This window comes from Haloferax prahovense DSM 18310 (assembly GCF_000336815.1).
Classification (GTDB): domain Archaea; phylum Halobacteriota; class Halobacteria; order Halobacteriales; family Haloferacaceae; genus Haloferax; species Haloferax prahovense.
The window spans coordinates 373,276-397,956 of the sequence record NZ_AOLG01000047.1 but is presented as its reverse complement, the minus strand read 5'-3'; the positions used below and the strand labels follow the sequence as shown (position 1 = coordinate 397,956).

Here is a 24,681-nt window from a genome sequence, read left to right as displayed (position 1 = left end):
GTTTTCTGAATATTGACACATGTCGGCACGGGACAGTGTCCGGCGAGCGGTCGCGGACGACAGAGCAGTCGGATTCGAACACCTTCCGGTCGTACATACGTTCTCCCGTGCGAGAACGCGGAGATGCGTATTTGTGGCGGGAGCGCCTCTGACAGAAGGGAGTCAGTATGGACTGGGAGCGAACGGTCGGCGGCTACGCGCTCGTCATGGGAGCCGTGACGCTCGCCATCTGGGTGTTGACCGTCGAGCACGGGTCCGTCATGGAACCGCGGACCGACCCGTTCGCGCTGTTCGCGTCGCTCGTGTTGGGGGGGCTGACCGGCGTGTCGCTGCTGGCGACGGGCGTGGGACTCGTCCGGAGCCAACTGTGGGCGCGGCCGCTCAGCCTCGTCGCCTTCGGCCTGCTGTTCGCCGGCGTCATCGACAGCGCCGGCTACTACGCCGGTGTCGGACGAGTCGGCGTCGTCGTGGCGCTGTTCGTCGTCTGCCTCGTCACTCTGGCGGCGCTCGGCTGGTTGCTCGTCGACGCCCGGAACCGGGCGCGGCGGGCGGCGTGGTGAGTCCGCGTCCGACCGGCGCGCGGCGCTCCGCAACCACTAAACGCGCCTCGGTCCTCCTTCCGGTAATGGTAGACTGGACGGAGAAGTACCGCCCATCGACGCTCTCCGAGGTCCGCGGCAACAACAAGGCCCGCGACGCCCTCGCGGAGTGGGCCAAGACGTGGGACGACCACCGGGAGGCCGTCGTCGTCCACGGGAGCCCGGGCATCGGAAAGACCTCCGCGGCCCACGCGCTCGCCGCCGACATGGGCTGGGAGACGGTCGAGCTGAACGCGTCGGACCAGCGGACCGGCGACGTCATCGAACGCTTCGCCGGCCGCGCCGCGAAGAACGCGACGCTCGCCGGTTCCTCCGCGGGCACGTCCACCCGGCAGTTGGTCATCCTCGACGAGGCCGACAACATCCACGGCAACTACGACCGCGGCGGGGCCAGCGCCGTCACCCGCCTCGTCAAGTCGTCGAGCCAGCCCATCGTCCTCATCGCCAACGAGTTCTACGACATGAGCCGCGGGCTTCGGAACGCCTGTCAGGAAATCGAGTTCCGCGACGTGTCCGCCCGCTCTATCGTCCCCGTCCTCCGCGACATCTGCCGCAAGGAGGGACTGGAGTTCGAGTCCGACGCCCTCGACCGCATCGCCGAGATGAACAGCGGCGACCTCCGGTCGGCCGTCAACGACCTGCAGGCCATCGCCGAGGGCCGCGAGAAAATCACCGAGGAGGACGTGGTCATGGGCGACCGCGACCGCTCTGTCGGCCTGTTCGAGTTCCTCGACGCCGTCCTCAAGGAAAAGTCCGCACAGGAGGCGCTCTACACTGCCTACGACGTGGACGAGACGCCCGACGACCTCACGAAGTGGGTCGAGGACAAGGTCTCGCTCGTCTACGAACCCGACGAACTCGCCCGCGCCTACGACTTCCTCGCCAACGCCGACCGCTGGCTCGGCCGCGTCCGCGCCACGCAGAACTACTCCTACTGGCGCTACGCGACCGACAACCTCGCCGCCGGCGTCGCGGCCTCCCGCGACCGGACCCGCGGCGGGTGGACGCGCTACGGCGGCGCACCCTACCGCTCGACCCGCGACAAGACCCGCGACACCGTCGTCCGGAAAATCGCGGAGCAAGGTGGCTTCAGCATGGCGACCGCCCGTCGCGAGGTCCTTCCGTACCTCTCGGCTATCACCCACCACTGCAAGCCCCGCGAGCTGACCGTGGCCACGGCCGCCTACTACGAGTTCGACGAGTCCCACGTCTCTTTCGTCACCGGGAGCGGCGAGACGACGAACAAGGTCCAGTCCATCGTCGAGGACGCCGGCGAACTCCGCGAGGAACTGGTCGAAGCACACGCCGGCGGCGCGTTCGCCGGGATGGAGGACGTGGCCATCGAGGGCGACGCCGCGGCCGCCGACGGCGATGGTGGCGGCTCCGACGACGTGCTCGACCGGGACGCCGACGCCGACGAGTCGGCCGAGAGCGACGAGACCGACGCGTCGACCGACGACGGACAGTCCGGCCTCGACGACTTCTTCTGAGCGGGCCAGCCGTCTCGTCTCCGCCGCACCGACGCCCGAGATTGACGCCACGCGGAGCTTTTTCAGGTCGCCCGACGAACCGCGCGTATGAGAGCCGCAGTCCTCCGCGAACACGGTGAACCGCTCGACGTGACCGAAGTCCCCGACCCGACGTGCGACTCCGACGGCGTCGTCGTCGAGGTCGAGGCCTGCGGCATCTGCCGGAGCGACTGGCACTCGTGGATGGGCCACGGCGAGTGGGCAAACGACGCCGTTCCGTCCGGACAGATTCTCGGCCACGAGCCCGCGGGCCGCGTCGTCGAAGTCGGCGAGGACGTCGAGACAATTGCGGAGGGCGACCGCGTCGCCTTGCCGTTCAACCTCGCGTGCGGTTCGTGCGGCTACTGCCGGACCGGCCACGGCAACGTCTGCACGGGCGACCACCCCAACGCCCTCGGCTTCGAACTCTCCGCGCAGGGCGCGTTCGCCGACTTGGTGCATCTCCCCTCCGCCGATTACAACGCGATTCGGCTCCCCGAGAGCGTCTCGCCGACCGACGTGGCCGCGCTCGGCTGTCGGTTCATGACCGCCTACAACGCCCTCGACGCCCGCGCCGGCCTCCGCGCGGGCCAGTGGGTCGCCGTCCACGGCTGCGGCGGCGTCGGCCTGTCGGCGATTCAGGTGGCGAACGTCCTCGGGGCGCGCGTGGTCGCGGTCGACGTACGCGATTCCGCGCTGGACGCCGCGACCGACCTCGGAGCCGACGCCGTGGTCAACGGCTCGGCGGAAGACCCCGTGGACGCCATCCGGGGGCTGACCGACGGCGGGGCGCACGTCTCGCTCGACGCGCTCGGCGTTGCGGAGACCTGCCGAAACTCGGTTCGGTCGGTCCGGCCGCGGGGCTCGCACGTGCAAGTCGGGCTGACGACCGAGGCCGAAAAGGGGAACGTGTCGCTGCCGACCGACTGGATGACGAGACACGAGGTGTCGTTCCTCGGGGCGCGCGGGATGCCGCCGACGAGCGCGGACGACCTGCTCTCGCTGCTCGCGTCGGACGCGGTCGACCCCGGGTCGCTCGTGACGAAGACCGTCTCGCTCGACGAGGTTCCCGGGCGGTTGGCCGCGATGACCGACTACGACACCGTCGGCGTCGAAGTGATGGTTCCGTAAAACAGCGGTCGTCGGTTCGGATGCCCGTTGCCCGCTCAGGGCGTCGGCGTCGGCGCCCGACGTTTTTCTGACGACTCGTCGTCGTCCAGTCCGCGCCAGACGACCTCGCCGCAGTCCGGGCAGTCGAGTCGGACCGCACGGCCGTCGCGCACCTGTTCGGGCCACTCGTCGATACCGGCGGCGCGACCGCAGGTCTGACAGAAGAGAACGGTCTTGGTGTGTTCGCAATCGGGCGGTTCGTGACTGAATTCGCGGGGAGCGTAGTTCATGCCGCAGCAAGCGGCGTTTCGGGGGATAAGCTTGTTGGATGAATCCGGGTGTGTGCCCGGCTACCCCGGCTCAGAGCAGTTTCGAGAGGAACTGCTTGCCGCGGTCGGTCTTCGGGTTCTCGAAGAACACCTCGGGCGGCGAGTCCTCGACGACTTGGCCGTCGGCCATGAGGACGATGCGGTCGCCGACCTCGCGGGCGAAGCCCATCTCGTGGGTGACGACGAGCATCGTCATCCCCTCCTCGGCGAGGTCGTGCATCACGTCGAGCACCTCCCCGACGAGTTCGGGGTCGAGGGCGCTCGTGACCTCGTCGAACAGCATCACGTGCGGGTCCATCGCGAGGGCGCGGGCGATGGCGACGCGCTGTTGCTGGCCGCCGGAGAGTTGGTTCGGGTAGGAGTTCGACTGCGCGCGGAGGCCGACGCGGTCGAGCAGTTCGTCGGCGCGGCGCTCGGCGTCGCCTTTCTTGAGACCCTTGACCTTCGTCGGGGCGAGCGTCACGTTCTCCCGCGCCGTCTTGTGCGGAAAGAGGTTGAAGCTCTGGAACACCATGCCGATTCGCTGGCGCAGGCGATTGATGTCCGCGTCGGCCGCGGAGATGGACTGGCCTTCAAGTCGAATCTCGCCGTCCTGAATCTCTTCGAGGCGGTTCGCACAGCGGAGGAGCGTCGATTTCCCGGACCCCGAGGGGCCGATGATGACGCACACTTCGCCCTCTTCGACGTCGAGGTCGACGTCTTTCAGGACGTGCGTCTCGCCGAAGTACTTGTCAACCTCGTCGAATTCGAGGAGACTCATCGGCGGTCACCCCCCCAGTCCGAGCGGGCTTCGAGGTAGCTGACGATTTTGCCGAGCGGAACCGTAATCATGAGATAGGCGATGGCGACGAGGATAATCGGCGTCCACGGGTCGAACGTGGTCGAGTTGACGTTGCGAAACGCGCTGATGAGTTCCGGAACGGCGATGACCGTCAGGAGCGAGGTGTCCTTCACGAGGATGACCTGGTCGTTGCCGATGGCGGCGAGCGCGTTGCGCCACGCCTGCGGCAGGACGACCTCGCGCATGCCCTGCACGTAGGACATCCCGAGCGAGCGGGCGGCCTCCATCTGTCCCTCCGGGACGGCGTCGATGCCGCCGCGGACGGCCTCGCCGACGTAGGCGGCGTGGTTGAGCGTCAGCCCGATGATGGCTGTAGGGTACTGCCAGTTGGAGATAGGGAACTCCCCCGGCGGCCAGAACGCCGGAATCCCGACGTAAATGACGAGCAACTGGAACAGAAGCGGCGTCCCGCGGAAGAACTCGACGTAGGCGGTCGCGACGGCGTTCGTGAACCCCGTGTTCGACACCCGACCGAGTCCGACGAAGATGCCCGCGGTAACGGACAACAGACTCCCGACGAGGATGATGGCGAGCACTCGCAGGAACGCGTTGACGAACTGCGGGTGGATGATCTCCACGAAGAGTTCGAAATCGACCTGGGTGAAGATAATCGCCGCGATGAATCCGCCGACTCCGAGCGTGAATAGCCCCGCGATGGCCGCGCCCAGTCGTCTGAGCGTTTTGTCGTTCAAAAACTGCTCTTGGTACTCACCGTCGCCGGTTCGTCCCTCGGAGTAAGATTCAGCCATTGGTAGTATTTCTCACGGTAGTGGGATAAAAAAACGCGTCCTGGTCGAATTATCCGGAGAAGTACTCCGAGTAGATCTCGTCGTACGTCCCGTTGTCGCGGATGGTCTCCAGCGCGCCGTTGACCTCCTCGCGGAGGTCGTCGTCGTCCTGCCGGAAGCCGATGCCGTACTCCTCGACGGTGAGGGTGAGGTACGGCGGGGCGTTCTCCTTGCCCTGTTCTTCGGCGGCACCGGCCCCCTCGAGGAACCGGACGTTGTCGCTCTGCTCGACGAACGCGGCGTTGACGGTGTTGTCGTTGACGACGGCGCTGACCTGGTTGTTCCGGAGCGCGTCGAACGCGCCGGTCACCTGGTCGTAGCTCTGAATCGTCAGGTCGCCGCCGAACTCCTCTTTGAGGCTGGTCGCGGCGCTCTCGCCGGTCGTCCCCTTCTGGACGCCGACGGTGACGCCCCGGAGGTCCTCCTTCGAGGAGATGTCGCTCTGGTTGAGGACGATGACCGTCTGGTACGCGGTGAAGTACGGGTCCGAGAAGTCGATCTGCTCCGCGCGGTCCTCCGTGATTGTCATCGCGGACATGATGACGCGGAAGTTCCCGTTGTTGAGCGAGGGGATGATGCTGTCGAAGCTCGTCTTCTGGAACTCGTGTTCGTAGCCGAGTTCCTCTGAGAAGACCGCCTCCGCGATGTCGACGTCGAAGCCGACGAGTTCGCCCTCGGTCGTCTCGTACTCGAACGGACGGTACGGGATGTCCGAGCCGATGGTAATCGTCTCGCTACCGCTGCCGCCGCCGCCGAGACAGCCGGCCAGCGTGAACGCGGCCGCGGCCCCGGCGGAGCCCTTCAGAAAGGTACGACGTTCCATAACAGCCATCAGGTAGCACAGCCCCGTATAACACTTCTTCGGTCCGTTCATCAATTCGTTCCGATATTGACGAAAAATATCCGGGAATTGTGTAGATGGGTGGGATATATCTCCAACCGCGAAACGGAGTCAGCCCCTTCGTGGGTCTCGGATTGCCGTACAACTTCTGGCGATACTGTTGTAACTTTTGCCGCGATTAGTGCGAGTATTGAAGCCAGCTCCGACAAGCGGGCGAGCGCACGACCAATCAGGTTGCGGTCCGCTCGTCAGTCCGCGTCGTTCGTCGCGCCGGCCTGCGGTACCGGAAGCCCACCGCGGACGAGCACCGCCGCGCCGACGACGAGGACGAGCGCGAGGACCGTCCCGCCGAGGTGGGCGAGTTCGAGCGCCGGACCGTACACCTGCCGGCCGGCGATGAGGAGCGCGACGACCACGACGCTCGCGGGCGCGGTGACGAATCTGAGCCGACCGTAGGCGTCCGCTCGCGGGCCGTGGGCGGTGTTCGCCCAGAGGGTGACCGCGAGGAGCGCGGCGTAGGTGGCGAGGCCGACGACGTAGTAGACCGCTTGCGTCGTCGGGCCAAAGGAGACGAACGCGTGGGGCGCGAGGACGAGCATGACGGGCGCGCCGACGAGCGCCAGTCTGACCGCGTCGGCGATGCGGGGGATGCCGCGGTCGACGAGCCCCCACGCCGCGGCGGCGACGACGGCGGTGAAGATGGACGTCGCGACCACGTAGTGGGCGGTGAGGATGACCCACTCGTACTCGGTGACGGTGAGCGCCCCGAGGACGATTTGGAACGGGAGGATGACCGTGGCGACGACGAGCGCGTAGCGGACGCCTTTCGCGACGCCCTCGCGCCACGCCTGCACGGTCGTCCCGAGGATGAGGAAGCCGGTGAGCATGGCGACGAGGCGGTGGAACCACTCGATGAAGCTGCCCCAGTTGGCCGGGAACAGGCCGAGGAAGCCGTCGCAGAACGGCCAGCGCCCGGCGCAGGTGAGGCCGGCCCCCGAGGCGGCGGTGTACACGCCGAGGACCATCAGGACGCCGGTCATCGCGGCGGCCCCCGTGAGGAGGCGGCGAAGCCGAGGTGTCATACGCGTGGCTCAGGACCGCGCGAACTTATATTTCGTCGGTATGGTCCTCGAAGGCGTCGCCCCGGAGCGCCGCCCCGTGGCTGGCACCGGTCGGAACCGGCCGGCCCCGGACGACCCGACGGGCTTCGTCCCACTTGTCCGAGCCGTCCCATTCAAGTCGGTTCGGTTGGACGCGCGAACATGGACGAGCGACTCGAATCCCGAGCGGACCGACTCGATGGCTACCTCGACGACAACGGCCTCGAAGCGGTCTGGTTCGCCCGACCGAACTCCTTCGCGTGGCTCCTCGGCGGCGACAACGTCGTCGACCGCGACTCGCCGCTGGGCGTCGCCGCCGCCGGCTACGACGGCGACGAGTTCCACGTCGTGACAGACAACATCGAAGCGGAGCGCCTGCTCCACGAGGAAGTACCCCACGAGGACGTTCGCGTCCACCGCTTCCAGTGGTACGAAGGCTCGCTGGCGTCCGGCGTCGAGGCGGTCTCGCCGACCCCCGCCGCCGCCGACTTCGACGTGCCCGGCTTCGAGAACGTGGACGCCGCGGCCGTCCGCCAGCCGCTTTCCGACGCCGACATCGAGGCCTACCGCGAACTCGGCCGCGACGCGGCGAGCGCCGTCGAGCGGGTCTGTCGCGAACTCGAACCGGGTGACACGGAACACGAGGTCGCCTCCGGCCTGAAAGTCACGCTCAGCGCGATGGGCATCGAAGCGCCGGTTGTCCTCGTCGGCAGCGGGCGGCGGGCCCAGAAGTACCGCCACTACACGCCCAAACAGGAGGAACTCGGCGACTACGCGCTCGTCTCCGTGACGGCCCAGCGCGGCGGCCTCTACGCGAGTTGCACGCGAACCGTCGCGTTCGACGCGCCCGAGTGGCTCGAAACCCGCCACGAAGGAGCGATGCAGGTCGAGACGGAGGCACTGGCGGCGACCCGAGAGGCCGCCGTGGAAGGCGGAACCGCCGGCGACGTGTTCGACGCCATCCGCGACGCCTACGACTCGGTCGGCGAGTCCGAGGAGTGGCTGAACCACCACCAGGGCGGCGCGGCCGGGTTCGCCGGCCGCGAGTGGTTCGCCACGCCCGACGCCGACGACGAGGTCCACGCGCCGATGGGCTACGCCTACAACCCGACCATCCAGGGGGCGAAAAGCGAGGACACGGCGCTCGTCACCGACGAGGGCGTCGAAGTGCTGACCACGACCGGTCGCTGGCCGACCAGGACCGTGACCGACGCCGAGGAGACCATCGAACTCGAACGCCCGGAAATTCTTCACATCGAAACGGAGTAATTTTTCGAGCGCGACGGCGTCGATTCACCGTCCCGACCTCGCCGCCGTCCGGTGAGTGTTCGACTATTGTCGAAGTCAAAATTCGACGTTGTTGAATAGCTTTTTGCCCCCTGCGTGAGGACGTGTGGGTCATGGGACTGGACGACGACTCACGGGAATATCACAGACAAGACCCACCCGGAAAAATCGAGATTGCGACGACGAAGCCGACGAACACGCAGCGCGACCTGAGCCTGGCGTACTCGCCGGGCGTGGCCGCGCCGTGTCTCGACATCGCGGAGGACGAAGACGCCGCCTACGAGTACACGGCGAAGGGCAACCTCGTCGGCGTCGTCTCGAACGGCTCCGCCGTCCTCGGGCTGGGGGACATCGGGGCGCAGGCGTCGAAGCCGGTNGTACACGGCGAAGGGCAACCTCGTCGGCGTCGTCTCGAACGGCTCCGCCGTCCTCGGGCTGGGGGACATCGGGGCGCAGGCGTCGAAGCCGGTAATGGAGGGTAAGGGCGTGCTGTTCAAGCGCTTCGCCGACATCGACGTGTTCGACGTCGAACTCGACATCACCGACGTGGACGACTTCGTGGCGGCCACGAAGGCGATGGAGCCGACGTTCGGCGGCATCAACTTAGAGGACATCAAGGCCCCGGAGTGCTTCGAAATCGAACGACAGCTCCGCGAACAGATGGACATCCCCGTGTTCCACGACGACCAGCACGGCACGGCCATCATCTCCGGTGCGGCGCTCCTCAACGCCGCCGATATCGTGGACAAGGACCTCGACGACCTCGAAATCGTCTTCTCCGGCGCGGGCGCGTCCGCGCTCGCGACGGCGCGGTTCTACGTCTCCCTCGGCGCGAAAAAGGAGAACATCACGATGTGCGACTCCACGGGCATCATCACCGAGTCGCGCGTCGAGGCGGGCGACGTCAACAAGTACAAAGCCGAGTTCGCACAGCCGGTCGACGAGGGCTCGCTGTCGGACGCCATGGAGGGCGCGGACGTGTTCGCTGGGCTCTCGGTCGGCGGCATCGTCAGTCAGGAGATGGTGCGGTCGATGGCCGACAACCCCGTCATCTTCGCGATGGCGAACCCGGACCCCGAAATCACCTACGAGGACGCGAAAGAGGCCCGCGAGGACACCGTCATCATGGCGACCGGGCGCTCCGACTACCCGAACCAAGTCAACAACGTCCTCGGCTTCCCGTTCATCTTCCGCGGCGCGCTCGACGTGCGCGCCACCGAGATTAACGAGGCGATGAAGCGCGCGGCCGCCGAGGCGCTCGCCGAACTCGCCCGGCAGGACGTGCCCGACGCGGTCGTCAAGGCCTACGGCGACCACCCGCTCCAGTTCGGTGCCGACTACGTCATTCCCAAACCGCTCGACCCCCGCGTGCTGTTCGAAGTCGCACCCGCGGTCGCGCAGGCGGCGATGACTTCCGGTGCGGCCCGCAAGCGCCTCGACATGAACGCGTACCGCGAGCGCCTCGAAGCGCGTCTCGGGAAGTCTCGCGAGATGATGCGCGTCGTCCTCAACAAGGCGAAGTCGCACCCCAAGCGGGTCGCCCTCGCCGAGGGCTCCAACGAGAAGATGATTCGCGCCGCCTACCAGATGCAGGAGGAGGGCATCGCCGAACCCATCCTCGTCGGGAAGACGACGACGATTCTGCGCAAGGCGGAGGAGTTGGGTCTCGACTTCGACCCGACCATCGCCAACCCCCGCGACGGCGAGTGGGACCACTACGTCGACCGCCTCTACGAGCTTCGCCAGCGCAAAGGAATCACGAAGTCCGAAGCGGAGGAACTCGTCCGCCGCGACTCGAACTACTTCGCCAGCGTCATGGTTGAGGTCGGCGACGCGGACGCGATGCTGACGGGGCTGACTCACCACTACCCCTCCGCACTTCGCCCGCCGCTCCAGATTATCGGCACGGCTGACGACGCCAACTACGCGGCCGGTGTCTACATGATGACGTTCAAGAACCGCGTCGTCTTCTGCGCCGACACGACGGTCAACCTCGACCCCGACGAGGAGATTCTCGCGGAAATCACGAAGCACACGGCGGAGCTGGCCCGCCAGTTCAACGTCGAACCCCGCGCGGCGCTGCTCTCGTACTCCAACTTCGGCAGCGTCACGAACGAGGGGACGCGCAAGCCCCGCGACGCCGCGGCGCTCCTGCAGGACGACCCCGCCGTTGACTTCCCGGTGGACGGCGAGATGCAGGCCGACACCGCCCTCGTCGAGGACATCCTCGAAGGCACCTACGACTTCGCGGAGCTCGACGACCCCGCGAACCTGCTCGTGTTCCCGAACCTCGAAGCGGGTAACATCGGTTACAAGCTCCTCCAGCGCCTCGGCGGCGCGGAGGCAATCGGCCCGATGCTCGTCGGCATGGACAAGCCGGTCCACGTCCTCCAGCGCGGCGACGAAGTCAAAGACATNGGCGCGGAGGCAATCGGCCCGATGCTCGTCGGCATGGACAAGCCGGTCCACGTCCTCCAGCGCGGCGACGAAGTCAAAGACATCGTCAATCTGGCGGCGACGGCAGTCGTGGACGCGCAAGAAGAAGAGTAACTGACGACCTCGGTTCTGCTTTTTCGGCGAGTCGTTCACCCGAACTCGACCCACGCGACGGCGACGCCCAGCCCGAGCGCCGACGGGGCCGCGTAGAGCGCGAACGTCGCCGAATCCGGCGGCGAGAAGCACGCGGCGAAGGCGACGAGACAGAGGAGCGACAGCCCTCTCGTCCCACCGGCGAGTCGACGAGAGAGCGCGCCGGCGCGGCGTAATCCGAGCAAGAGCGGGGCGACGGCCGCGCCGCCGCCGACCGCGGCCGGGAAGAACAGTTCGAGTTCGAGCGCCGACTGGCGCGAGCCGGCGGCCACGCGGCCCCATTCGACCAAGAGGTCGAAGAGCGCGGGCGCGACCTGACGCGCGGCGGCGGTTCCGACGAGGAACCCCGCGGCGGCGAGCGCGAACCAGCCCCACGCGGCGCGGATATCGACTGCGGGGTCGCGGTCGGCGAGAAACACGAGCGAGGCGCCGGCGGCGAGGAGGCCGGCGAGCACGCCCAGTTCGAGGCGAACGAGCAAGGTCGGGTCGCCGGCGGTAACGACATCCGTCGAAACACCGGCGGTCGGTGAGACGCTGGCGGCCGGTGACAGGGTTCCGGGGTCCCGGACGGCGGCGAAGACGAAACCGGCCGTCAAGAGGCCGATGGCGGCGAGTCGGCGTGCGTGGCGTCTCGCGGCCGCGCCGAGCGGCGAGAGCCCGCGTCGCCGGGGGTCGAACGCGTCGACGGTCTCCGCGGAGTCCATGCGATAGCGTCGTCGCTCCGCGTTGTCAACTTTTTGACGATGAAGTGACCGGCAGTCGGCAGGGCGACGGTAGGGCGAGACGGGTGGGACCGCTCGCGCTCGGCGGCCCACCGGATGGGCGGGGCGAACGGGTCGTCGTCGACGCCTTGCGCTCAGTCGCTCGCGCGTCCCTCGAACCGCGAGGGCGGGAGATAGCTCACGTCCGTGCCGGAGTCCGCCTCGAACTCCGGCGGGTCGGGGAGCACGCAGCGGTCGGGCCGCCGGTTGACGTGTTCGTACTCCCCCGGCGCGTTCGCCAGCGGGTGCGCGGGGTTCTCGCGGCTATCGATTCGCGCGGCGCGAAGCTCTTCGAACCCGGCGATGCGGGCCTGAATCCCCCGCCAGTGGTGTTCGCTGCCGGCGGGGACGACGATGCGCTTCGGCGACTTCCAGTCGGGATGGTCGCCGGCGAGCACCGCGTTGTTGACGTTCGCGGCGAGGTCGTCGTGGTCGACGAGGACGCCGACGCGAGCGCCCGGCGGCGCGCGATTGGCGAGCACGTCCAATCCGAGATGGAGCGCGCGATACTCCGAGACGTTGTTGTCCGGCGGCACGTCTGGGAGCGCGATACGGGCGACTCGCTCGCCGTCGCGGGTCTCTATCACCGCACCGAGTCCGCCGCCGTTCGGGCGGTACGACCCGTCCGTCGCGACGTAGAAGTGTCGTTGGTGCGTGCGCGGCGGGTGTGCGATGTGGGGCGTCGGCGACTCGTCGAACAAGTCCCGAAGTGTGGGACGGCCGGTCACGGCCATACGAATCGTTCGGCGATAGTCCCTAATAAACGTACCCCGTGTTCGGGGGGTGATGACTCGGGAGCATAACTGTGCACAATATATGGGCAGAACGCTATGCGGGGGCCGAATCACAGGCAATGGATATAAGAACGACCGACGCAATCTACCTTCGATGGCTGATACCAATTCACACATTAGTCGGCGGTCGTACATTAAGTTGGCAGGCGGCGCGGCGGCGTCGGCGGCGCTCGCGGGCTGCTCCGGTGGCGGCGGCGAGGAGACCGAGACCACCGAAACGACGACGACCGGCGGCGAGGAGACCGAGACCACCGAAACGACGACGACCGAGGACAGCGGTTTGTTCGACGTGACCATCACGCAGGGCCAGATGCCCTCCGGCCTCGACCCCCACGACCACCGCGAGACGACGACGGACATCGTCGTCCTCCACGCGTACGAGGGCGTCCTGACCCGCGACGCGGCGGGGTCGATTCAGACCGCGCTGGGGACGAACTACGAGCGCATCGACGGGGAGAATGCGGTCCGATTCGACCTCCGCGAGGACGTCACGTTCCACAACGGCGACGAACTCACCCCCGAAGACGTCGCGTACAGCATCAACCGCGTCGTCGACGAGGAGGTGGGCTTCGCCAGTCCGCAGAGCGACCAACTCGCCGGCGTCGCCGGCGCGGAAGTCATCGAGGGCGAGAACGCAGTCAAGGTCAACAACTCCTCGCTCAACCCCATCGTGTTCTCCGAGTTCGCAACCTACCTCGACGTGATGCAGCAGTCGTGGGTCGAGGACAACGACAAGGCGTACATCGGCCAGAACATGAACGGCACCGGGCCGTTCCAACTCGATTCGTACACCGAAGACGAGGAGGTCGTCCTCACGGCGTACGAGGACTACTGGCAGGAGCCCGCGGCGGTCGATACCCTCACCTTCCGCGCGGCGTCCGAGGCCAGCACTCGCGTCAACCAACTCCTGCAGGGCGAGACCGACCTCATCGTCAACGTCCCGCCGCAGGAGGTCCAGCGCGTCACCAACTCCGACAACGCGCGCGTCGCCGCGGCCCCGTCGACCCGCATCATCTACAACGGGATGCGCTACGACGTCGAACCGTTCGATTCGGTCGAGTTCCGGCAGGCGATGAACTACGCCATCGACCTCGAGAGCATCGTCCAGAACGTCCTCGGCGGCTTCGGCGCGCAGACGGGCCAGCCGACGCTCCCCGAGTTCGTCGGCCACAACCCCGACCTCGACCCGTACCCGTACGACCCGGACCAGGCAGAGCAGTTGGTCGAAGAGTCCGGCTACGCCGGCGCGGAGATCGAACTCAACACGCCGGTCGGCCGCTACCTGAAGGACCTCGAAATCGCGCAGGCGGTCGCGGGCTACATCGACGAGCTACCGAACGTCACGGCGACGGTCCGCCAGCGCGACTTCGGCTCGCTCGTGGACGAACTGCTCGCGGGCAGTATCGAGGCCCGCCCGCCGTGGTTCCTCATCGGCTGGGGCGAGGCGACGTTCGACGGCGGCCTCGTCATGGAGGCGCTTCTCGCCTCCGACGGGACGCTCACGACGTGGCAAAACGAGGAGTTCGACGCACTACTCGAACAAGCCGGCAACCAGTCCGGCGAGGAGCGCGAGGCGACCCTCCAGGAGGCGAACGCGATGGCCCACGAGCAGTGCCCGTGGATATTCCTGAACCAGCAGTACAGCGTCTACGGCGTCAACGACGCCATCGCCTGGGAGGCCCGCTCCGACGAGCGCATCGACGCGTACGCGATGAGCCAGCAGTAGTCGATGTCGCTGTCGAGGTTCCTCATCAAACGCTCGCTCCAGGGGCTGTTCGTCATCTGGGGGGTCATCACGGTCGTCTTCGGCCTCCGGTTCATCTCGCCGGGGGACCCGGCGAACGTGCTGTTACCGCCCGACGTCGACCCGGAGGTCAGGGCGCAGGTCATCGCCGAACTCGGGCTGAACGAGCCCTTGTACGTGCAGTACTGGGAGTTCGTCTCGGGCATCCCGTTCGGCGACCTCGGCCTGTCGCTCGTGACCCGAACGCCGGTCGCGGCGCGCGTCGTCGCGAAGCTCCCGGCGACGCTGGAACTCGCCATCGCGGCGACCGTCGTCGCCGTCGTCATCGCGATTCCGCTCGGCGTCTTGTCGGCCACGCGGCGTCACCAGCCCGCGGACTACGGCGCGACCGTGTTCTCACTGGTCGGCATCAGCACGCCCAACTTCTGGCTCGGGGTGATGCTCATCCTCGTGCTCGCGGTCCAGCTGAACCTGTTCCCGACGAGCCAGCGCCCCATCGGCCTCGACGGCATCGCGATGCTCCTCGCCGGCGGTGAGGCGGGCGCGGCGATACGCGGCTTCGTGACGTGGCTGTGGCACATCACACTGCCAGCAATTACGCTCGGGACCTACTTCACCGCGCTCATCACGCGACTCACCCGCAGCGGGATGCTCGACCAGCTCGGACAGACTTACGTCCGCGCGTCGCGGGCGAAGGGGCTCCCGGAGACGCTGGTTCGCTACAAGCACGCGCTTCGGAACACGCTCATCCCGGTCATCACCGTCATCGGTCTCCAACTCGGCACCCTCATCGGCGGGGCCGTCATCACGGAGGCCGTCTTCGCGTGGCCGGGGCTCGGGACGCTCATCATCAACAGCATCAACGCCCGCGACTGGCCGGTCTTACAGGGCTCGCTCATCGTCGTCGCGGTCGGGTTCGTCCTCGTGAACATCCTCGTCGACGCCCTGTACGCCTACGTCAACCCGCAGGTGGCCTACGATTAACGCTCTATGATATCGGAACGCACACGCAGAAACCTTCGTCGGGAACTCAGACGGAGTCTCCTCGCGAAGCTCGGCATCATCGTCGTCGTCCTCATGGTGGCGATGGCCGTCTTCGCCCCGTTTATCTCCCCGTATAGCCCGTCTCAACAGAATCTCGATAACTCCCGACAGCCACCGCTCGGCTTCAGCACCAAAGAGACGAAAGAGGTGACGAAGATGGAAGACGGGAGCGTCGTCATCGAGGACGGCCAGGTCGTCACCGAGACGCAGACCGTCTACACGAACGCGACGGCCGCCCATCCGCTCGGCACCGACGGCAACGGGCGGGACATCCTCTCGCGCATCATCTACGGCGCGAGAACGTCCATCCTCGTCGGGTTGTTCGGCACGTCGCTCGCGGCGCTCATCGGCGTCCTCGTCGGGCTGTCAGCGGGGTTCTACCGCGGTCGCGTGGACGACGTGCTGATGCGGAGCGCGGACATCATGCTCGCGTTCCCCTCGCTCGTCCTCGCGATCGCCCTCGTCGGCGTCTGGGGGCAGGCCCAAGCGCCCATCCCCGACCCCTTCGTCGCCACCGGGCTCGCCCCGGCGTTCCGCTCGGCGGTCGGGTTACCGACGGGCATGCCCGAAACGGTCGTCCTCCCGGGGACGGTCATCGTCGTCGTCGCGCTCGTCAACTGGGTGTGGTTCGCCCGCGTCGCCCGCGGCGAGGCGCTCTCCATCCGCGAAGAGGAGTACGTGAAGGCCGCGAAGGCCCTCGGCGCGAGCGACGGGCGGACGATGCTCAGACACGTCCTCCCCAACGCCATCACGCCCATCCTCGTGTTGGCGACGATTCAGGTTGCCGCCATCATCCTGCTCGAATCGGCGCTGTCGTTCCTCGGCTTCTCCGGGGCCGACGTGTCGTGGGGCTTCGACATCGCCCTCGGCCGGCAGTACCAGTCCACCGCGTGGTGGATTTCGACGATGCCCGGCCTCGCCATCGTGGTGACGGTCATCGGGCTGAACCTCGTCGGCGACTGGCTCAGAGACGCGCTCGACCCCGGTATCGAAGGGGAGGGGGGCGTCTGAGATGGCCGACACGATTCTCAGCGTCCGCGACCTCTCCACCCGGTTTTTCACCGAGGAGGGGCAGGTCAACGCGGTCGAGAGCGTCTCGTTCGACGTCGAAGACGGCGAGATATTCGGCATCGTCGGCGAGTCCGGCTCCGGAAAGTCCGTGACCGCGCTCTCGGTCATCGACCTCATCGAGTCGCCCGGCCGCGTGACCCAAGGCGAGATCTGGTACCGCAACGCCGACCTCGCCGACGAGTTCCGCGGGTCGAAACCCGAGGCCGTCGACGGCGACCTCGTGGACATCCGCCGGCTCCCGAAGGGCGTCCGCAGGTCGCTCCGCGGCCCGTCGTTCAGCATGGTGTTTCAGGACCCGATGAGCAGTTTTAACCCCTCGATAACCGTCGGCGAGCAGATAGCCGAGGCGGTCGAGGTCCAGCGGCGCGCCCGTTCGAACCCGCGAAGCACGCGCTCGCGGACGCAGGGTTACGGTCTCGGTTCGCTCCTCGTGGACTCGCTTCTCCCCTCGAAGAGCTACGTCGACGACGAGAGCATGGACCGCGCGGTCGAACTGCTCGACCAGGTCGGCATCCCCGACCCCGAGGACCGCGCCGACGAGTACCCCCACCAGTTCTCGGGTGGGATGCTCCAGCGGGCGATGATCGCCCAGGCGCTCGCCGGCGAACCGGACATCCTCATCGCCGACGAACCGACGACGGCACTAGACGTGACCATCCAGGCACAGATTCTCAACCTGCTGCGCGACCTGCAGGAACAGGAGGGGATGAGCATCCTGATGATCACCCACGACTTGGGCGTCATCGCCCGGATGTGCGACCGCGTCGGCGTCATGTACGCCGGCGAGGTCGTCGAGCGCGGCCCGCTCGCCGATATCTTCGAGAACCCCGTCCACCCGTACACGCAGGGGCTGTTGGGGTCGATTCCGGACGTGGACGACCCCTCGGGTCGCCTCGAACCTATCTCGGGCAACGTCCCGAGCCTGCTCGACTCGGAGATGCCCGACGCGTGTTACTTCGCCGACCGGTGCCCCAAAGCCATGACCGACTGTCTGACCCGCATCCCCGAGTACGAACTGGACGGCCGACACAGCGTCCGGTGCGTCCTCGCCGAACAGGAGTACGACCCCGCGGACGCCGTCGATTCGGCCGACGCGGTCGACCGAGAGGTGAGCGCCGATGACTGAGCCGCTCCTCGCGGTTCGGGACCTCCAGAAGTACTACTTCGAGCAGGACTCGTTCGTCGACAGCCTCCTCGGGCGCGACCCGACGAGCGTCAAGGCCGTCGACGGCATCTCCTTCGAGGTCGAACGCGGCGAGACGCTCGGCCTCGTCGGCGAGTCCGGGTGCGGAAAGTCCACGACCGGCGAGACGCTGCTCCGACTGCGCGAGGCGACCGGCGGCACGGTCACCTTCGACGGGACGAACGTCTTCGAGATGGACGACGACGAACTCAAGGCGTTCCGCAGGGACGCGCAAATCGTCTTCCAAGACCCGTTTTCGAGCCTCGACCCGCGGATGACCGTCGGCGACATCGTCGCCGAACCGCTGAAGATTCACGGGATTCCGGAGACCACCGAGACCGAGTCGAAACGCGAGTGGCGGCGCGACAAGGTCGCCGACCTGTTGGAGCGGGTCGGCCTCTCGGCGAACCACCTCGACCGCTACCCCCACGAGTTCTCCGGCGGCCAGCGCCAGCGCATCGGCATCGCCCGGGCGCTCGCGCTCGAACCGGACTTCATCGTGCTCGACGAGCCGGTGTCGGCGCTCGACGTATCCGTCCAGGCGCAGGTGTTGAACCTGCTCGACGACCTCCAAGCGGAGTTCGGGCTGACGTACCTGTTCATCGCCCACGACCTCTCGGTCGTCCGCCATATCTGCGACCGCGTCGCCGTGATGTACCTCGGCAACGTGGTCGAACTTGGTCCGACCGACGAGCTGTTCGAGTCGCCGAAACACCCATACACGAAGGCGCTGTTGGAGAGCGTTCCCCGACCCTCCACGACCGAACACGGCCGGCGGGTCGAGGCGCTGTCGGGCGACGTGCCGTCGCCGCGAAACCCGCCGTCGGGCTGTCGCTTCCGGACGCGGTGCCCGCAGGTCATCCCCCCGGACGACCTCGACATTGAGCAGGGTTCCTACCGCGCCCTGATGGACCTCCGCGACGCGCTGGCGGTCGGCGACGTCAACCCGGACCACATCTGGGACGCCGCCGACCCCGACCGAGCGGACACGGAAGCGTTCATCGAGGAGGCCCGCGCGCGACACGTCGACGCCGAACTCCGCGGCGAGGTCGCGGGCGTCGTCGACACGGCGCTCGGCCACCTCGCCGAGGGCGAGGCCGACAGCGCCAGCGAGACGCTTCGGGAACGCTTCGAGAGTCCCTGTGAGACGCGCCGCCCCGCCGTCGGCGACGCGCCGCATCCCGCGGCGTGTCACCTCTACGAGGGCTCCGACGAGGTGACCGTCATCGAGACGAACGCTGGCGCGACCGCTGAGGCCGACGACTGAGACCCGACGGGCGACCGACCAGTGTGCTGGCGGTGGGCGGTGGGCGGTGGGCAGTTCTCGCCCCGCGGCACCGGCGAAACCACCCCGTAACGAAACGTTCAGGCCCCCACCGGGCGCACCATCGCTGTGACACGGTACCGAAACCTCGGTCTGTTCGTCGTCCTCGCCGCCGTCTGGGGGTCCGCGTTCATGGCTATCAAAGCCGGACTCGAGTTCTTTCCGCCGGTGCTTTTCGCCGCCCTCCGGTACGACGTGGCGGGGGTAGTGATGCTCGCCTACGCGCTGTACGCCACCGACTCGCCGCTTCCGCGCGGCAGGGCCGAGTGGACGGAAGTCGCCATCGGCGCGGTCTTCCTCATCGCCGCCTACCACGCGCTCTTGTTCATCGGCGAAACCGACCCGGGCGTGACGAGCGCCGCCGCCGCGGTCATCGTGAGCCTCAGCCCGGTGCTCACCACTGGATTCGCGCGGCTCCTGCTCCCGAGCGAGCGGCTCACCGCGCTCGGCGTCGTCGGCCTCCTCCTCGGCCTCGTCGGCGTCGCGGTGCTCTCGGGGCTCGACCCGAGCAACCTCCTCGCCGGCGGCACGGTCGCGAAGCTCCTCATCTTCGGCGCGGCCGCCGCTTTCGCCCTCGGGTCGGTGCTGACCCGCCGAGTCGACTCGGAACTGTCCATCGAGACGATGGAGGCGTGGTCGATGCTCCTCGGGGCGGGACTGATGCACGTCGCGTCCGTCGCGCTCGGCGAGCGCCTCGGCTCGGTCGTCTTCAACGTCCAGTCCGTCGCCGCGCTCGGGTACCTCTCGCTCGCGGCGAGCGCGCTCGGCTTCCTCATCTACTTCGACCTGCTCGACCGCCTCGGCCCCATCGAAATCAACCTCGTCTCGTACGTCGCGCCCGTCTTCGCGGCGCTTTCGGGGTGGGCGTTCCTGAGCGAAGTTCCGACCCCGTCGACGGTCGGCGGGTTCGCGCTCATCTTTCTCGGGTTCCTCCTTCTGAAGCGCGGGGCGATTCGACGCGAACTCCGCTATCGGTTCGGCGACGGCGTCCGCGCGACCGACTGAAAGCGCGGCTACGCGTCCGCCCGCTCGACTGAGTCCACTTCGCCGACCATCCTCCACCCGTTTTCACCGGGTCGCTGTTGACCGACGACGACAGCGTCGTTGTCCTCAGTCGTCGCAAACCGGTAGACTGCGTCGTCGCCGTCGCGTCGGCCCTCGGCCTGAAAGTCCGTCTGGAAGAACTCCGCGCTCTCCAGCGTGAACGTGCCGTCTATCTCCTCGCCGACGGTGAGGTGCATGGCGTTCGGGTGGATGTTGTACATGCGCTTTGCGACGCGATTGAGCTCTGGCATCGCATCGACAGTCGTCCCGGCGGGCTAAATCCCTGCTCCCTGCGGACGCTGCCGGTCGAAACGTCGCCCGCTCGACGGTCCACGCGGGGGGCCACCGAGCGCACCGAGGTTCGAATCCGTTCGGTCGACCCCCGTGGAAATTCAGGGTTCTGCGACTATTCAAGAACGCCTGACTGTTGTGCGAATAAAAGAATTAGAGGCGGTTATGAAGTGTTAGGGCGCCGCTCGTAACTCTATGAAACTTCACATTTATCGAATAGTCACCAGTAAACGAGTATGAAACGAATGGAATTCTCGCACGTAATTATGACCCCTCCACTCCATGATGTAGTCGTAGGTGCCCCCCAACCAATGTCGAACTCCCCATCCACGGTCCCCCGCGAACGCCTCTCCCAACTCCGCGACGTCGTAACGGAAGAGCAACCGCTCCGCCTCGGCTTCGAACTCGTCGCCGCACCGCTCCGGTTCGTCGGTTTCTGGGCCGCGGTCGCCCTCCCGTTCCTGTATGTTCCCTTGCTCTTCGGCGGCCTCGAAGCGGGCGAGTTCACCGTCTTCGGAGCGCTTCTCGCGCTCAACGCGCTCGCGCTCGTGCTCGGGCACAACTACGCCCGGTCGTAGTCTCCCGGTCGCACCGATACGCCTGCGCCGACACGCCTGTTCGTAATCGTGCGTGCGTTGCCGGACACGGCGAATCAAACAGACGCGGTGTTCTCCCTCCACTTCCCGCTCCTCCACTTCCCGCTCCTCCACTTCCCGCTCTCCATTTCTCGGCCTCGCGAGCGCCCGCCACGCGCCTCCATCGAGGTTCTCGATCGCTCCTCAGACGCTCGATGCGCCGACCTGCCACGGCCTCACGTTTCTCATCTTCGACCATCGGGAATCGGGTGGCTTTACCGCGGTCCGGTCTTCGGGTTCGGTATGTCGCTCGCGATGGTTCCACTAGGACGGACCGGAACGACGGTCTCCGAACTCGCGTTCGGGACGTGGCGGTTCGGTCGACAGGCCGACGACGGCGAGGTCGAGGTCGGCCGCGACCGCGCCCACGAGTTGCTCAACGCTTACGCCGCCGCCGGCGGGAACTTCATCGACACCGCCGACATGTACGGCGACGGCGCGAGCGAGACGTACATCGGCGAGTGGCTCGAAGCGCGCGACCGCGAGGACTTCGTCGTCGCGTCCAAGATTTTCTGGCCCACGCGCGAAGACGCCAACGGCCGCGGGCTCAACCGGAAACACCTCCGCCGTCAGATGGACCGCATCCTCGACCGACTCGGCACCGACTACGTCGACCTGCTGTACATCCACCGATGGGACGACGAGACGCCGGTCGACGAGTTCATGCGGACGCTCGACGGGTTCGTGCGCGACGGGAAGGTGAACTACCTCGGCACCTCGACGCTCGAACCCAACGCCTGGAAAGTCGTCAAGGCGAACGAACTCGCCGACAAGCGCGGCTACGAACCGTTCAAAGTCGCCCAGCCGCGGTACAACGCCGTCAACCGCGAGATAGAGGGAAACTACCTCGACATGTGCGCCGACTACGACATCGGCGTCGTCCCGTGGTCGCCGCTGGCTGGCGGCTTTCTCACGGGGAAATACGCCCGCGACGAGCGCCCGCCTGCGGACTCTCGCGCGGCGAACGACCAGCGGTTCGCCGACTCCTACCTCACGCCGTCGAACTTCGACGCGCTCGAGGTTATCGAGGAGGTCGCCGAGGCGGTCGGTGCGTCGCCCGCACAGGTCAGCCTCGCGTGGCTCATGCACCACCCGCAGGTCACCGCGCCGATTATCGGGGCACGAACCGTCGACCAGCTCGGCGAGAACGTCGTGGCCGCAGACATCGAACTCACGAACGAGCAGTTCAAACGCATCTCTGCCGCCAAGCGTCACCTGTCCGCGTAACAGCTTCGGAAGCGCCCCCGAACCGTCAGGTGTAGGTGTCGCCGGTGGGTATCGCCGCGTATGACCGCCGACGCGTTTGACGCCGACGCCTACGTCTCCGAACTCCGGGCGAAGCGCGAGGAGAAAGACGACTTCTTCGGGTCGCATCCCCAGTCGCCGATTCCGCCCGAAGAACGGGACGACTTCGACGGCCTCGATTACTTCGACCCCGACCCCGACTACCGGGTGACCGCGTCGGTCGAGACGCACGACGACCCCGAGCCGGTGGCGATGGACACCTCGACCGACGGCGAGGTCCGGTATCTCCGCGTCGCCACGTTCCACTTCGAACTCCGCGACGCGGAACTCGCCCTCAGCGCGTATCGTCAGGAACACGACGACTCGCCGACACTGTTCGTTCCCTTCCGCGACAAGACGACGGGTCAGCAGACCTACAACGGCGGTCGGTACATGGAACTCACGCCCGACGCGCCCCTCGACGAGTTGGACGAAGTCGTCGTGGACTTCAACCTCGCGTACAACCCGTTCTGCGCGTTCACCGACACCTTCGAGTGTCCGCTTCCCCCCGAGGAGAACTGGCTCGACGTAGTCGTCCCCGCCGGGGAGCGAGACTACGAGTAACCGGCGAAGCAAAAGCGCAAGTTCCATATCGGACGCTTCCGGAGAGACGGACATGGGACTGCTCAGTTCGAAGAAGGCCGTCATCGGGATGGCGCTGATGATCGTCGGGACGCTCACGATGCTGCCGGGAATGCTGCCGAACGCCGCACAGGTGATGTCCTACGCGCTCGCCGTCGGTGCCGGCGCGCTCACGCTCGGGACGTGGCTGGTCGGCACGTCCGAGGGCGGCCGGCCGGTCTGAGTCCGGCACTCGCCCGTCGTACTGACTAAAACCGTCTTTTCTCGTGAGAGCACGTTTCGTTCGCCACAGCCGTGATAGCGATGCCTTCCGTGTCGTGCCAGTCGCAACGCTACGTGGTCAGTCGGTTCGAAGAAAACGTTGCCGCGAAGGTTGTGTCGCCTTTAGGCGTCGGGGCCGGACCACTTCTGGAGCGTGGCGGAGTTACTGCCACTCTCGGAGGTCCAGACGATGCGGAACGTTGCGCTGTTGAAATCGTTGTTACCGACTTGGACGGACGTTCCGGCTGTCACGTCGTCAGAGACGCCCATGTCTGCGAAGGACTGGGTAGTTTCAGATGTGCCGAGGCTGCCGTCTGATGCAACCGTTTGGAACGACGTATCGGCGGTCAGGTTGACGTTTTCAGCGTCGATTGCTGTCCCGCTGTCGTGGGTGACGGTGAGGTTATCTAGTGACGACTCGTCCTGATAGTCGAAGCTGAAGCTGGCCTGCGGAGCAGTATCGCCAACCTGGTCGCCGAGACCGAGGACGAACGTGCCGATGACGGCCGCGAGGATAACGGTAATCGCGACCATGAGGATAACACCGATAACCGGTGATACCGCGTCGTCCTCAGCGAGGAGTTGCTTGAAATTCATCTATCCGTTGTAGGTCCACTTTTGAAGCGTGGAGGAACTACTTCCACTTTCGGAGGTCCAGACGACGCGGATGGTGTCTCCGTCGCTGAACCCACTAGAGTCGTTTACAACTGCGGAGCCACCTGCTGTGATTGGGTCTGAGCCACCAAGTGCAGTCCAAGCACTACCAGAGTCGTTGAAGTCCCCCGTCACAGTGACCTGATTCGCCGGAATCTGCTCACCGCTCTCGTGGGTAATCGTCAGCGCACTAGACCCGTCGTAATCGAAACTAAAGCTCGCCTGCGGGGACGTCTCGCTCACTTGATCGCCGAGACCAAGGACAAAAGTACCGATAACGGCCGCGAGGATAACTGTAATCGCCACCATCAGGATAACCCCGATGACGGGACTGACTGCACGGTCTTCCGTGAAGAGATGTTTGAGTTGCATGCGTTGTGTCCGACACCCGGGACGGTATCGCTCGCCGAAGACGCCGGTGCGCACGCGTTCATCGCTGCGCAACCGTCATCCCTGCCCGGCACCCGTCGCGGTGTGTCCAACCGACTCGTATCCCCGGGGTAACTTAAATGTACGTGCCAGATTAATGGATGGTTTCTCGAAACAATTCGGGCATTAATATAGTGTTTATATGTCGTTTAAGGGGATAATGGCACTCCGTCGTCGAACAGGTCCGAAGAATTTCTGACACGTTCTCGGTCGTTCTTTTTGGACTACTCGGTGAGGTTGTCGGCTGGCGAGGATAACCGTACGATGAGAACTAGCAGTATCTCTCGCACGTACGCGTTGGTGCAGTGCGAGGTGCGTACACCTGTGGTCGCGGGCCCCTCTTCGAATCTGCGCGGAGTACCGATATCGAGTGGCTTCGTTCGACAGCCGACGCTCGACGATTAGTTACTGAGAACGAGTCCGTCCCCGGCGAACCGGGGACGTCGTTCCTACCCAAGGTGGCGTGCGCACGCGATAGATGTATTTTCAACAGACGCACATATGCTTTGTGGGGTAGAATCGGGTTTCGAGGCCTGAGTGACACGATTGGTAACGTTTCAGAGACCGTCCAATCACACAAAGTATTTA

The 24,681-nt window shown here is 66.4% G+C and carries 24 protein-coding genes and 1 pseudogene; 15 read left to right on the top strand and 10 right to left on the bottom strand.

The window, feature by feature from the left end:
- The first annotated feature begins 167 nt into the window (after positions 1-167).
- The 3 genes from C457_RS13830 to C457_RS13820 all read left to right on the top strand — a co-directional run bounded on the left by C457_RS13830 (position 168) and on the right by C457_RS13820 (position 3,238).
- Positions 168-560 carry a hypothetical protein gene (locus tag C457_RS13830; protein ID WP_008095529.1) on the top strand — a complete coding sequence of 131 codons (393 nt, stop codon included), beginning with the start codon at positions 168-170 and terminating at the stop codon, positions 558-560.
- Between the two features lie 65 nt (positions 561-625).
- Entirely contained in the window at positions 626-2,089 is a 1,464-nt protein-coding gene (locus C457_RS13825; protein ID WP_008095528.1) for a replication factor C large subunit, read from the top strand.
- A gap of 87 nt (positions 2,090-2,176) precedes the next feature.
- A complete protein-coding gene (locus C457_RS13820; protein ID WP_008095527.1) occupies positions 2,177-3,238 on the top strand; it encodes a zinc-dependent alcohol dehydrogenase family protein in 1,062 nt (353 codons plus the stop codon).
- Between the two features lie 35 nt (positions 3,239-3,273).
- Here C457_RS13820 and C457_RS13815 read toward each other — a convergent pair whose 3' ends face one another.
- From C457_RS13815 to C457_RS13795, 5 genes are all read right to left on the bottom strand, one after another.
- Positions 3,274-3,507 carry a hypothetical protein gene (locus C457_RS13815; RefSeq protein WP_008095526.1) on the bottom strand — a complete coding sequence of 78 codons (234 nt, stop codon included), beginning with the start codon at positions 3,505-3,507 and terminating at the stop codon, positions 3,274-3,276.
- A 70-nt stretch (positions 3,508-3,577) separates the two neighbouring features.
- Positions 3,578-4,306, bottom strand: coding sequence for an amino acid ABC transporter ATP-binding protein (locus C457_RS13810; RefSeq protein ID WP_008095525.1), 729 nt, complete (start codon positions 4,304-4,306; stop codon positions 3,578-3,580).
- The gene (locus C457_RS13805; RefSeq protein WP_008095524.1) at positions 4,303-5,136 is read right to left on the bottom strand and encodes an amino acid ABC transporter permease; all 834 of its coding nucleotides are present in this window, start codon (positions 5,134-5,136) and stop codon (positions 4,303-4,305) included. The genes C457_RS13810 and C457_RS13805 overlap by 4 nt, the downstream gene beginning before the upstream one ends.
- A 49-nt stretch (positions 5,137-5,185) precedes the next feature.
- Complete coding sequence (locus C457_RS13800) at positions 5,186-5,998, bottom strand: basic amino acid ABC transporter substrate-binding protein (RefSeq protein WP_008095523.1); 813 nt, start codon at positions 5,996-5,998, stop codon at positions 5,186-5,188.
- A 266-nt stretch (positions 5,999-6,264) separates the two neighbouring features.
- Positions 6,265-7,056: a COX15/CtaA family protein gene (locus C457_RS13795; protein WP_008095522.1), complete on the bottom strand. Its 792-nt coding sequence runs from the start codon at positions 7,054-7,056 to the stop codon at positions 6,265-6,267.
- 222 nt (positions 7,057-7,278) lie between these two features.
- On the opposite strand from C457_RS13795, the gene C457_RS13790 reads away from it, so the two are divergent.
- The gene (locus C457_RS13790) at positions 7,279-8,385 is read left to right on the top strand and encodes a M24 family metallopeptidase (RefSeq protein WP_008095520.1); all 1,107 of its coding nucleotides are present in this window, start codon (positions 7,279-7,281) and stop codon (positions 8,383-8,385) included.
- Between the two features lie 131 nt (positions 8,386-8,516).
- Positions 8,517-10,953 (top strand): annotated as a pseudogene (locus C457_RS13785) (NADP-dependent malic enzyme).
- A 35-nt stretch (positions 10,954-10,988) separates the two neighbouring features.
- On the opposite strand, the gene C457_RS21105 reads toward C457_RS13785, so the two are convergent.
- Positions 10,989-11,696: a hypothetical protein gene (locus C457_RS21105; RefSeq protein WP_008095518.1), complete on the bottom strand. Its 708-nt coding sequence runs from the start codon at positions 11,694-11,696 to the stop codon at positions 10,989-10,991.
- Positions 11,697-11,848: 152 nt separating this feature from the next.
- Entirely contained in the window at positions 11,849-12,487 is a 639-nt protein-coding gene (locus C457_RS13775; RefSeq protein ID WP_008095516.1) for a hypothetical protein, read from the bottom strand.
- Between the two features lie 154 nt (positions 12,488-12,641).
- On the opposite strand from C457_RS13775, the gene C457_RS13770 reads away from it, so the two are divergent.
- From C457_RS13770 to C457_RS13745, 6 genes are all read left to right on the top strand, one after another.
- The gene (locus C457_RS13770; RefSeq protein ID WP_049913593.1) at positions 12,642-14,273 is read left to right on the top strand and encodes an ABC transporter substrate-binding protein; all 1,632 of its coding nucleotides are present in this window, start codon (positions 12,642-12,644) and stop codon (positions 14,271-14,273) included.
- A gap of 3 nt (positions 14,274-14,276) precedes the next feature.
- Positions 14,277-15,275: an ABC transporter permease gene (locus tag C457_RS13765; protein ID WP_008095513.1), complete on the top strand. Its 999-nt coding sequence runs from the start codon at positions 14,277-14,279 to the stop codon at positions 15,273-15,275.
- A gap of 6 nt (positions 15,276-15,281) precedes the next feature.
- Positions 15,282-16,346: an ABC transporter permease gene (locus C457_RS13760; RefSeq protein ID WP_008095510.1), complete on the top strand. Its 1,065-nt coding sequence runs from the start codon at positions 15,282-15,284 to the stop codon at positions 16,344-16,346.
- A 1-nt stretch (position 16,347) separates the two neighbouring features.
- Positions 16,348-17,532 (top strand): ABC transporter ATP-binding protein, encoded by a 1,185-nt coding sequence (locus C457_RS13755; protein ID WP_008095509.1) that lies wholly within the window; start codon positions 16,348-16,350, stop codon positions 17,530-17,532.
- Positions 17,525-18,856 carry an ABC transporter ATP-binding protein gene (locus C457_RS13750; RefSeq protein ID WP_008095508.1) on the top strand — a complete coding sequence of 444 codons (1,332 nt, stop codon included), beginning with the start codon at positions 17,525-17,527 and terminating at the stop codon, positions 18,854-18,856. The genes C457_RS13755 and C457_RS13750 overlap by 8 nt, the downstream gene beginning before the upstream one ends.
- Positions 18,857-18,982: 126 nt before the next feature.
- Entirely contained in the window at positions 18,983-19,918 is a 936-nt protein-coding gene (locus C457_RS13745; protein ID WP_004975175.1) for a DMT family transporter, read from the top strand.
- A gap of 8 nt (positions 19,919-19,926) precedes the next feature.
- On the opposite strand, the gene C457_RS13740 is transcribed toward C457_RS13745, so the two are convergent.
- A complete protein-coding gene (locus C457_RS13740) occupies positions 19,927-20,208 on the bottom strand; it encodes a hypothetical protein (protein WP_008095507.1) in 282 nt (93 codons plus the stop codon).
- A gap of 351 nt (positions 20,209-20,559) precedes the next feature.
- On the opposite strand from C457_RS13740, the gene C457_RS13735 reads away from it, so the two are divergent.
- The 4 genes from C457_RS13735 (at position 20,560) to C457_RS13720 (ending at position 22,972) form a co-directional block, all read left to right on the top strand.
- Positions 20,560-20,826 (top strand): hypothetical protein, encoded by a 267-nt coding sequence (locus C457_RS13735; protein WP_008095506.1) that lies wholly within the window; start codon positions 20,560-20,562, stop codon positions 20,824-20,826.
- Positions 20,827-21,126: 300 nt separating this feature from the next.
- Positions 21,127-22,110, top strand: coding sequence for an aldo/keto reductase (locus C457_RS13730; protein WP_008095505.1), 984 nt, complete (start codon positions 21,127-21,129; stop codon positions 22,108-22,110).
- 60 nt (positions 22,111-22,170) lie between these two features.
- Entirely contained in the window at positions 22,171-22,731 is a 561-nt protein-coding gene (locus C457_RS13725; RefSeq protein WP_008095504.1) for a DUF1684 domain-containing protein, read from the top strand.
- 52 nt (positions 22,732-22,783) lie between these two features.
- The gene (locus C457_RS13720; protein WP_008095503.1) at positions 22,784-22,972 is read left to right on the top strand and encodes a hypothetical protein; all 189 of its coding nucleotides are present in this window, start codon (positions 22,784-22,786) and stop codon (positions 22,970-22,972) included.
- A 161-nt stretch (positions 22,973-23,133) separates the two neighbouring features.
- Here C457_RS13720 and C457_RS13715 read toward each other — a convergent pair whose 3' ends face one another.
- Together C457_RS13715 and C457_RS13710 are read right to left on the bottom strand one after the other, a co-directional pair.
- Positions 23,134-23,607, bottom strand: a complete 474-nt coding sequence (locus C457_RS13715) for a type IV pilin (RefSeq protein ID WP_008095502.1) — start codon at positions 23,605-23,607, stop codon at positions 23,134-23,136.
- Positions 23,608-24,036, bottom strand: a complete 429-nt coding sequence (locus tag C457_RS13710) for a type IV pilin (protein WP_008095501.1) — start codon at positions 24,034-24,036, stop codon at positions 23,608-23,610.
- Between the last annotated feature and the right edge of the window lie 645 nt (positions 24,037-24,681).

What these genes read in the sequence shown, in the direction of transcription:
- C457_RS13830 (WP_008095529.1), top strand. Translation starts at nt 168, where the DNA reads ATGGACTGGGAGCGAACGGTCGGCGGCTACGCGCTCGTCATGGGAGCC.
- C457_RS13825 (WP_008095528.1), top strand. Translation starts at nt 626, where the DNA reads ATGGTAGACTGGACGGAGAAGTACCGCCCATCGACGCTCTCCGAGGTC.
- C457_RS13820 (WP_008095527.1), top strand. Translation starts at nt 2,177, where the DNA reads ATGAGAGCCGCAGTCCTCCGCGAACACGGTGAACCGCTCGACGTGACC.
- C457_RS13815 (WP_008095526.1), bottom strand. Translation starts at nt 3,507, where the DNA reads ATGAACTACGCTCCCCGCGAATTCAGTCACGAACCGCCCGATTGCGAA.
- C457_RS13810 (WP_008095525.1), bottom strand. Translation starts at nt 4,306, where the DNA reads ATGAGTCTCCTCGAATTCGACGAGGTTGACAAGTACTTCGGCGAGACG.
- C457_RS13805 (WP_008095524.1), bottom strand. Translation starts at nt 5,136, where the DNA reads ATGGCTGAATCTTACTCCGAGGGACGAACCGGCGACGGTGAGTACCAA.
- C457_RS13800 (WP_008095523.1), bottom strand. Translation starts at nt 5,998, where the DNA reads ATGGAACGTCGTACCTTTCTGAAGGGCTCCGCCGGGGCCGCGGCCGCG.
- C457_RS13795 (WP_008095522.1), bottom strand. Translation starts at nt 7,056, where the DNA reads ATGACCGGCGTCCTGATGGTCCTCGGCGTGTACACCGCCGCCTCGGGG.
- C457_RS13790 (WP_008095520.1), top strand. Translation starts at nt 7,279, where the DNA reads ATGGACGAGCGACTCGAATCCCGAGCGGACCGACTCGATGGCTACCTC.
- C457_RS21105 (WP_008095518.1), bottom strand. Translation starts at nt 11,696, where the DNA reads ATGGACTCCGCGGAGACCGTCGACGCGTTCGACCCCCGGCGACGCGGG.
- C457_RS13775 (WP_008095516.1), bottom strand. Translation starts at nt 12,487, where the DNA reads ATGGCCGTGACCGGCCGTCCCACACTTCGGGACTTGTTCGACGAGTCG.
- C457_RS13770 (WP_049913593.1), top strand. Translation starts at nt 12,642, where the DNA reads ATGGCTGATACCAATTCACACATTAGTCGGCGGTCGTACATTAAGTTG.
- C457_RS13765 (WP_008095513.1), top strand. Translation starts at nt 14,277, where the DNA reads ATGTCGCTGTCGAGGTTCCTCATCAAACGCTCGCTCCAGGGGCTGTTC.
- C457_RS13760 (WP_008095510.1), top strand. Translation starts at nt 15,282, where the DNA reads ATGATATCGGAACGCACACGCAGAAACCTTCGTCGGGAACTCAGACGG.
- C457_RS13755 (WP_008095509.1), top strand. Translation starts at nt 16,348, where the DNA reads ATGGCCGACACGATTCTCAGCGTCCGCGACCTCTCCACCCGGTTTTTC.
- C457_RS13750 (WP_008095508.1), top strand. Translation starts at nt 17,525, where the DNA reads ATGACTGAGCCGCTCCTCGCGGTTCGGGACCTCCAGAAGTACTACTTC.
- C457_RS13740 (WP_008095507.1), bottom strand. Translation starts at nt 20,208, where the DNA reads ATGCCAGAGCTCAATCGCGTCGCAAAGCGCATGTACAACATCCACCCG.
- C457_RS13735 (WP_008095506.1), top strand. Translation starts at nt 20,560, where the DNA reads ATGTCGAACTCCCCATCCACGGTCCCCCGCGAACGCCTCTCCCAACTC.
- C457_RS13730 (WP_008095505.1), top strand. Translation starts at nt 21,127, where the DNA reads ATGTCGCTCGCGATGGTTCCACTAGGACGGACCGGAACGACGGTCTCC.
- C457_RS13725 (WP_008095504.1), top strand. Translation starts at nt 22,171, where the DNA reads ATGACCGCCGACGCGTTTGACGCCGACGCCTACGTCTCCGAACTCCGG.
- C457_RS13720 (WP_008095503.1), top strand. Translation starts at nt 22,784, where the DNA reads ATGGGACTGCTCAGTTCGAAGAAGGCCGTCATCGGGATGGCGCTGATG.
- C457_RS13715 (WP_008095502.1), bottom strand. Translation starts at nt 23,607, where the DNA reads ATGAATTTCAAGCAACTCCTCGCTGAGGACGACGCGGTATCACCGGTT.
- C457_RS13710 (WP_008095501.1), bottom strand. Translation starts at nt 24,036, where the DNA reads ATGCAACTCAAACATCTCTTCACGGAAGACCGTGCAGTCAGTCCCGTC.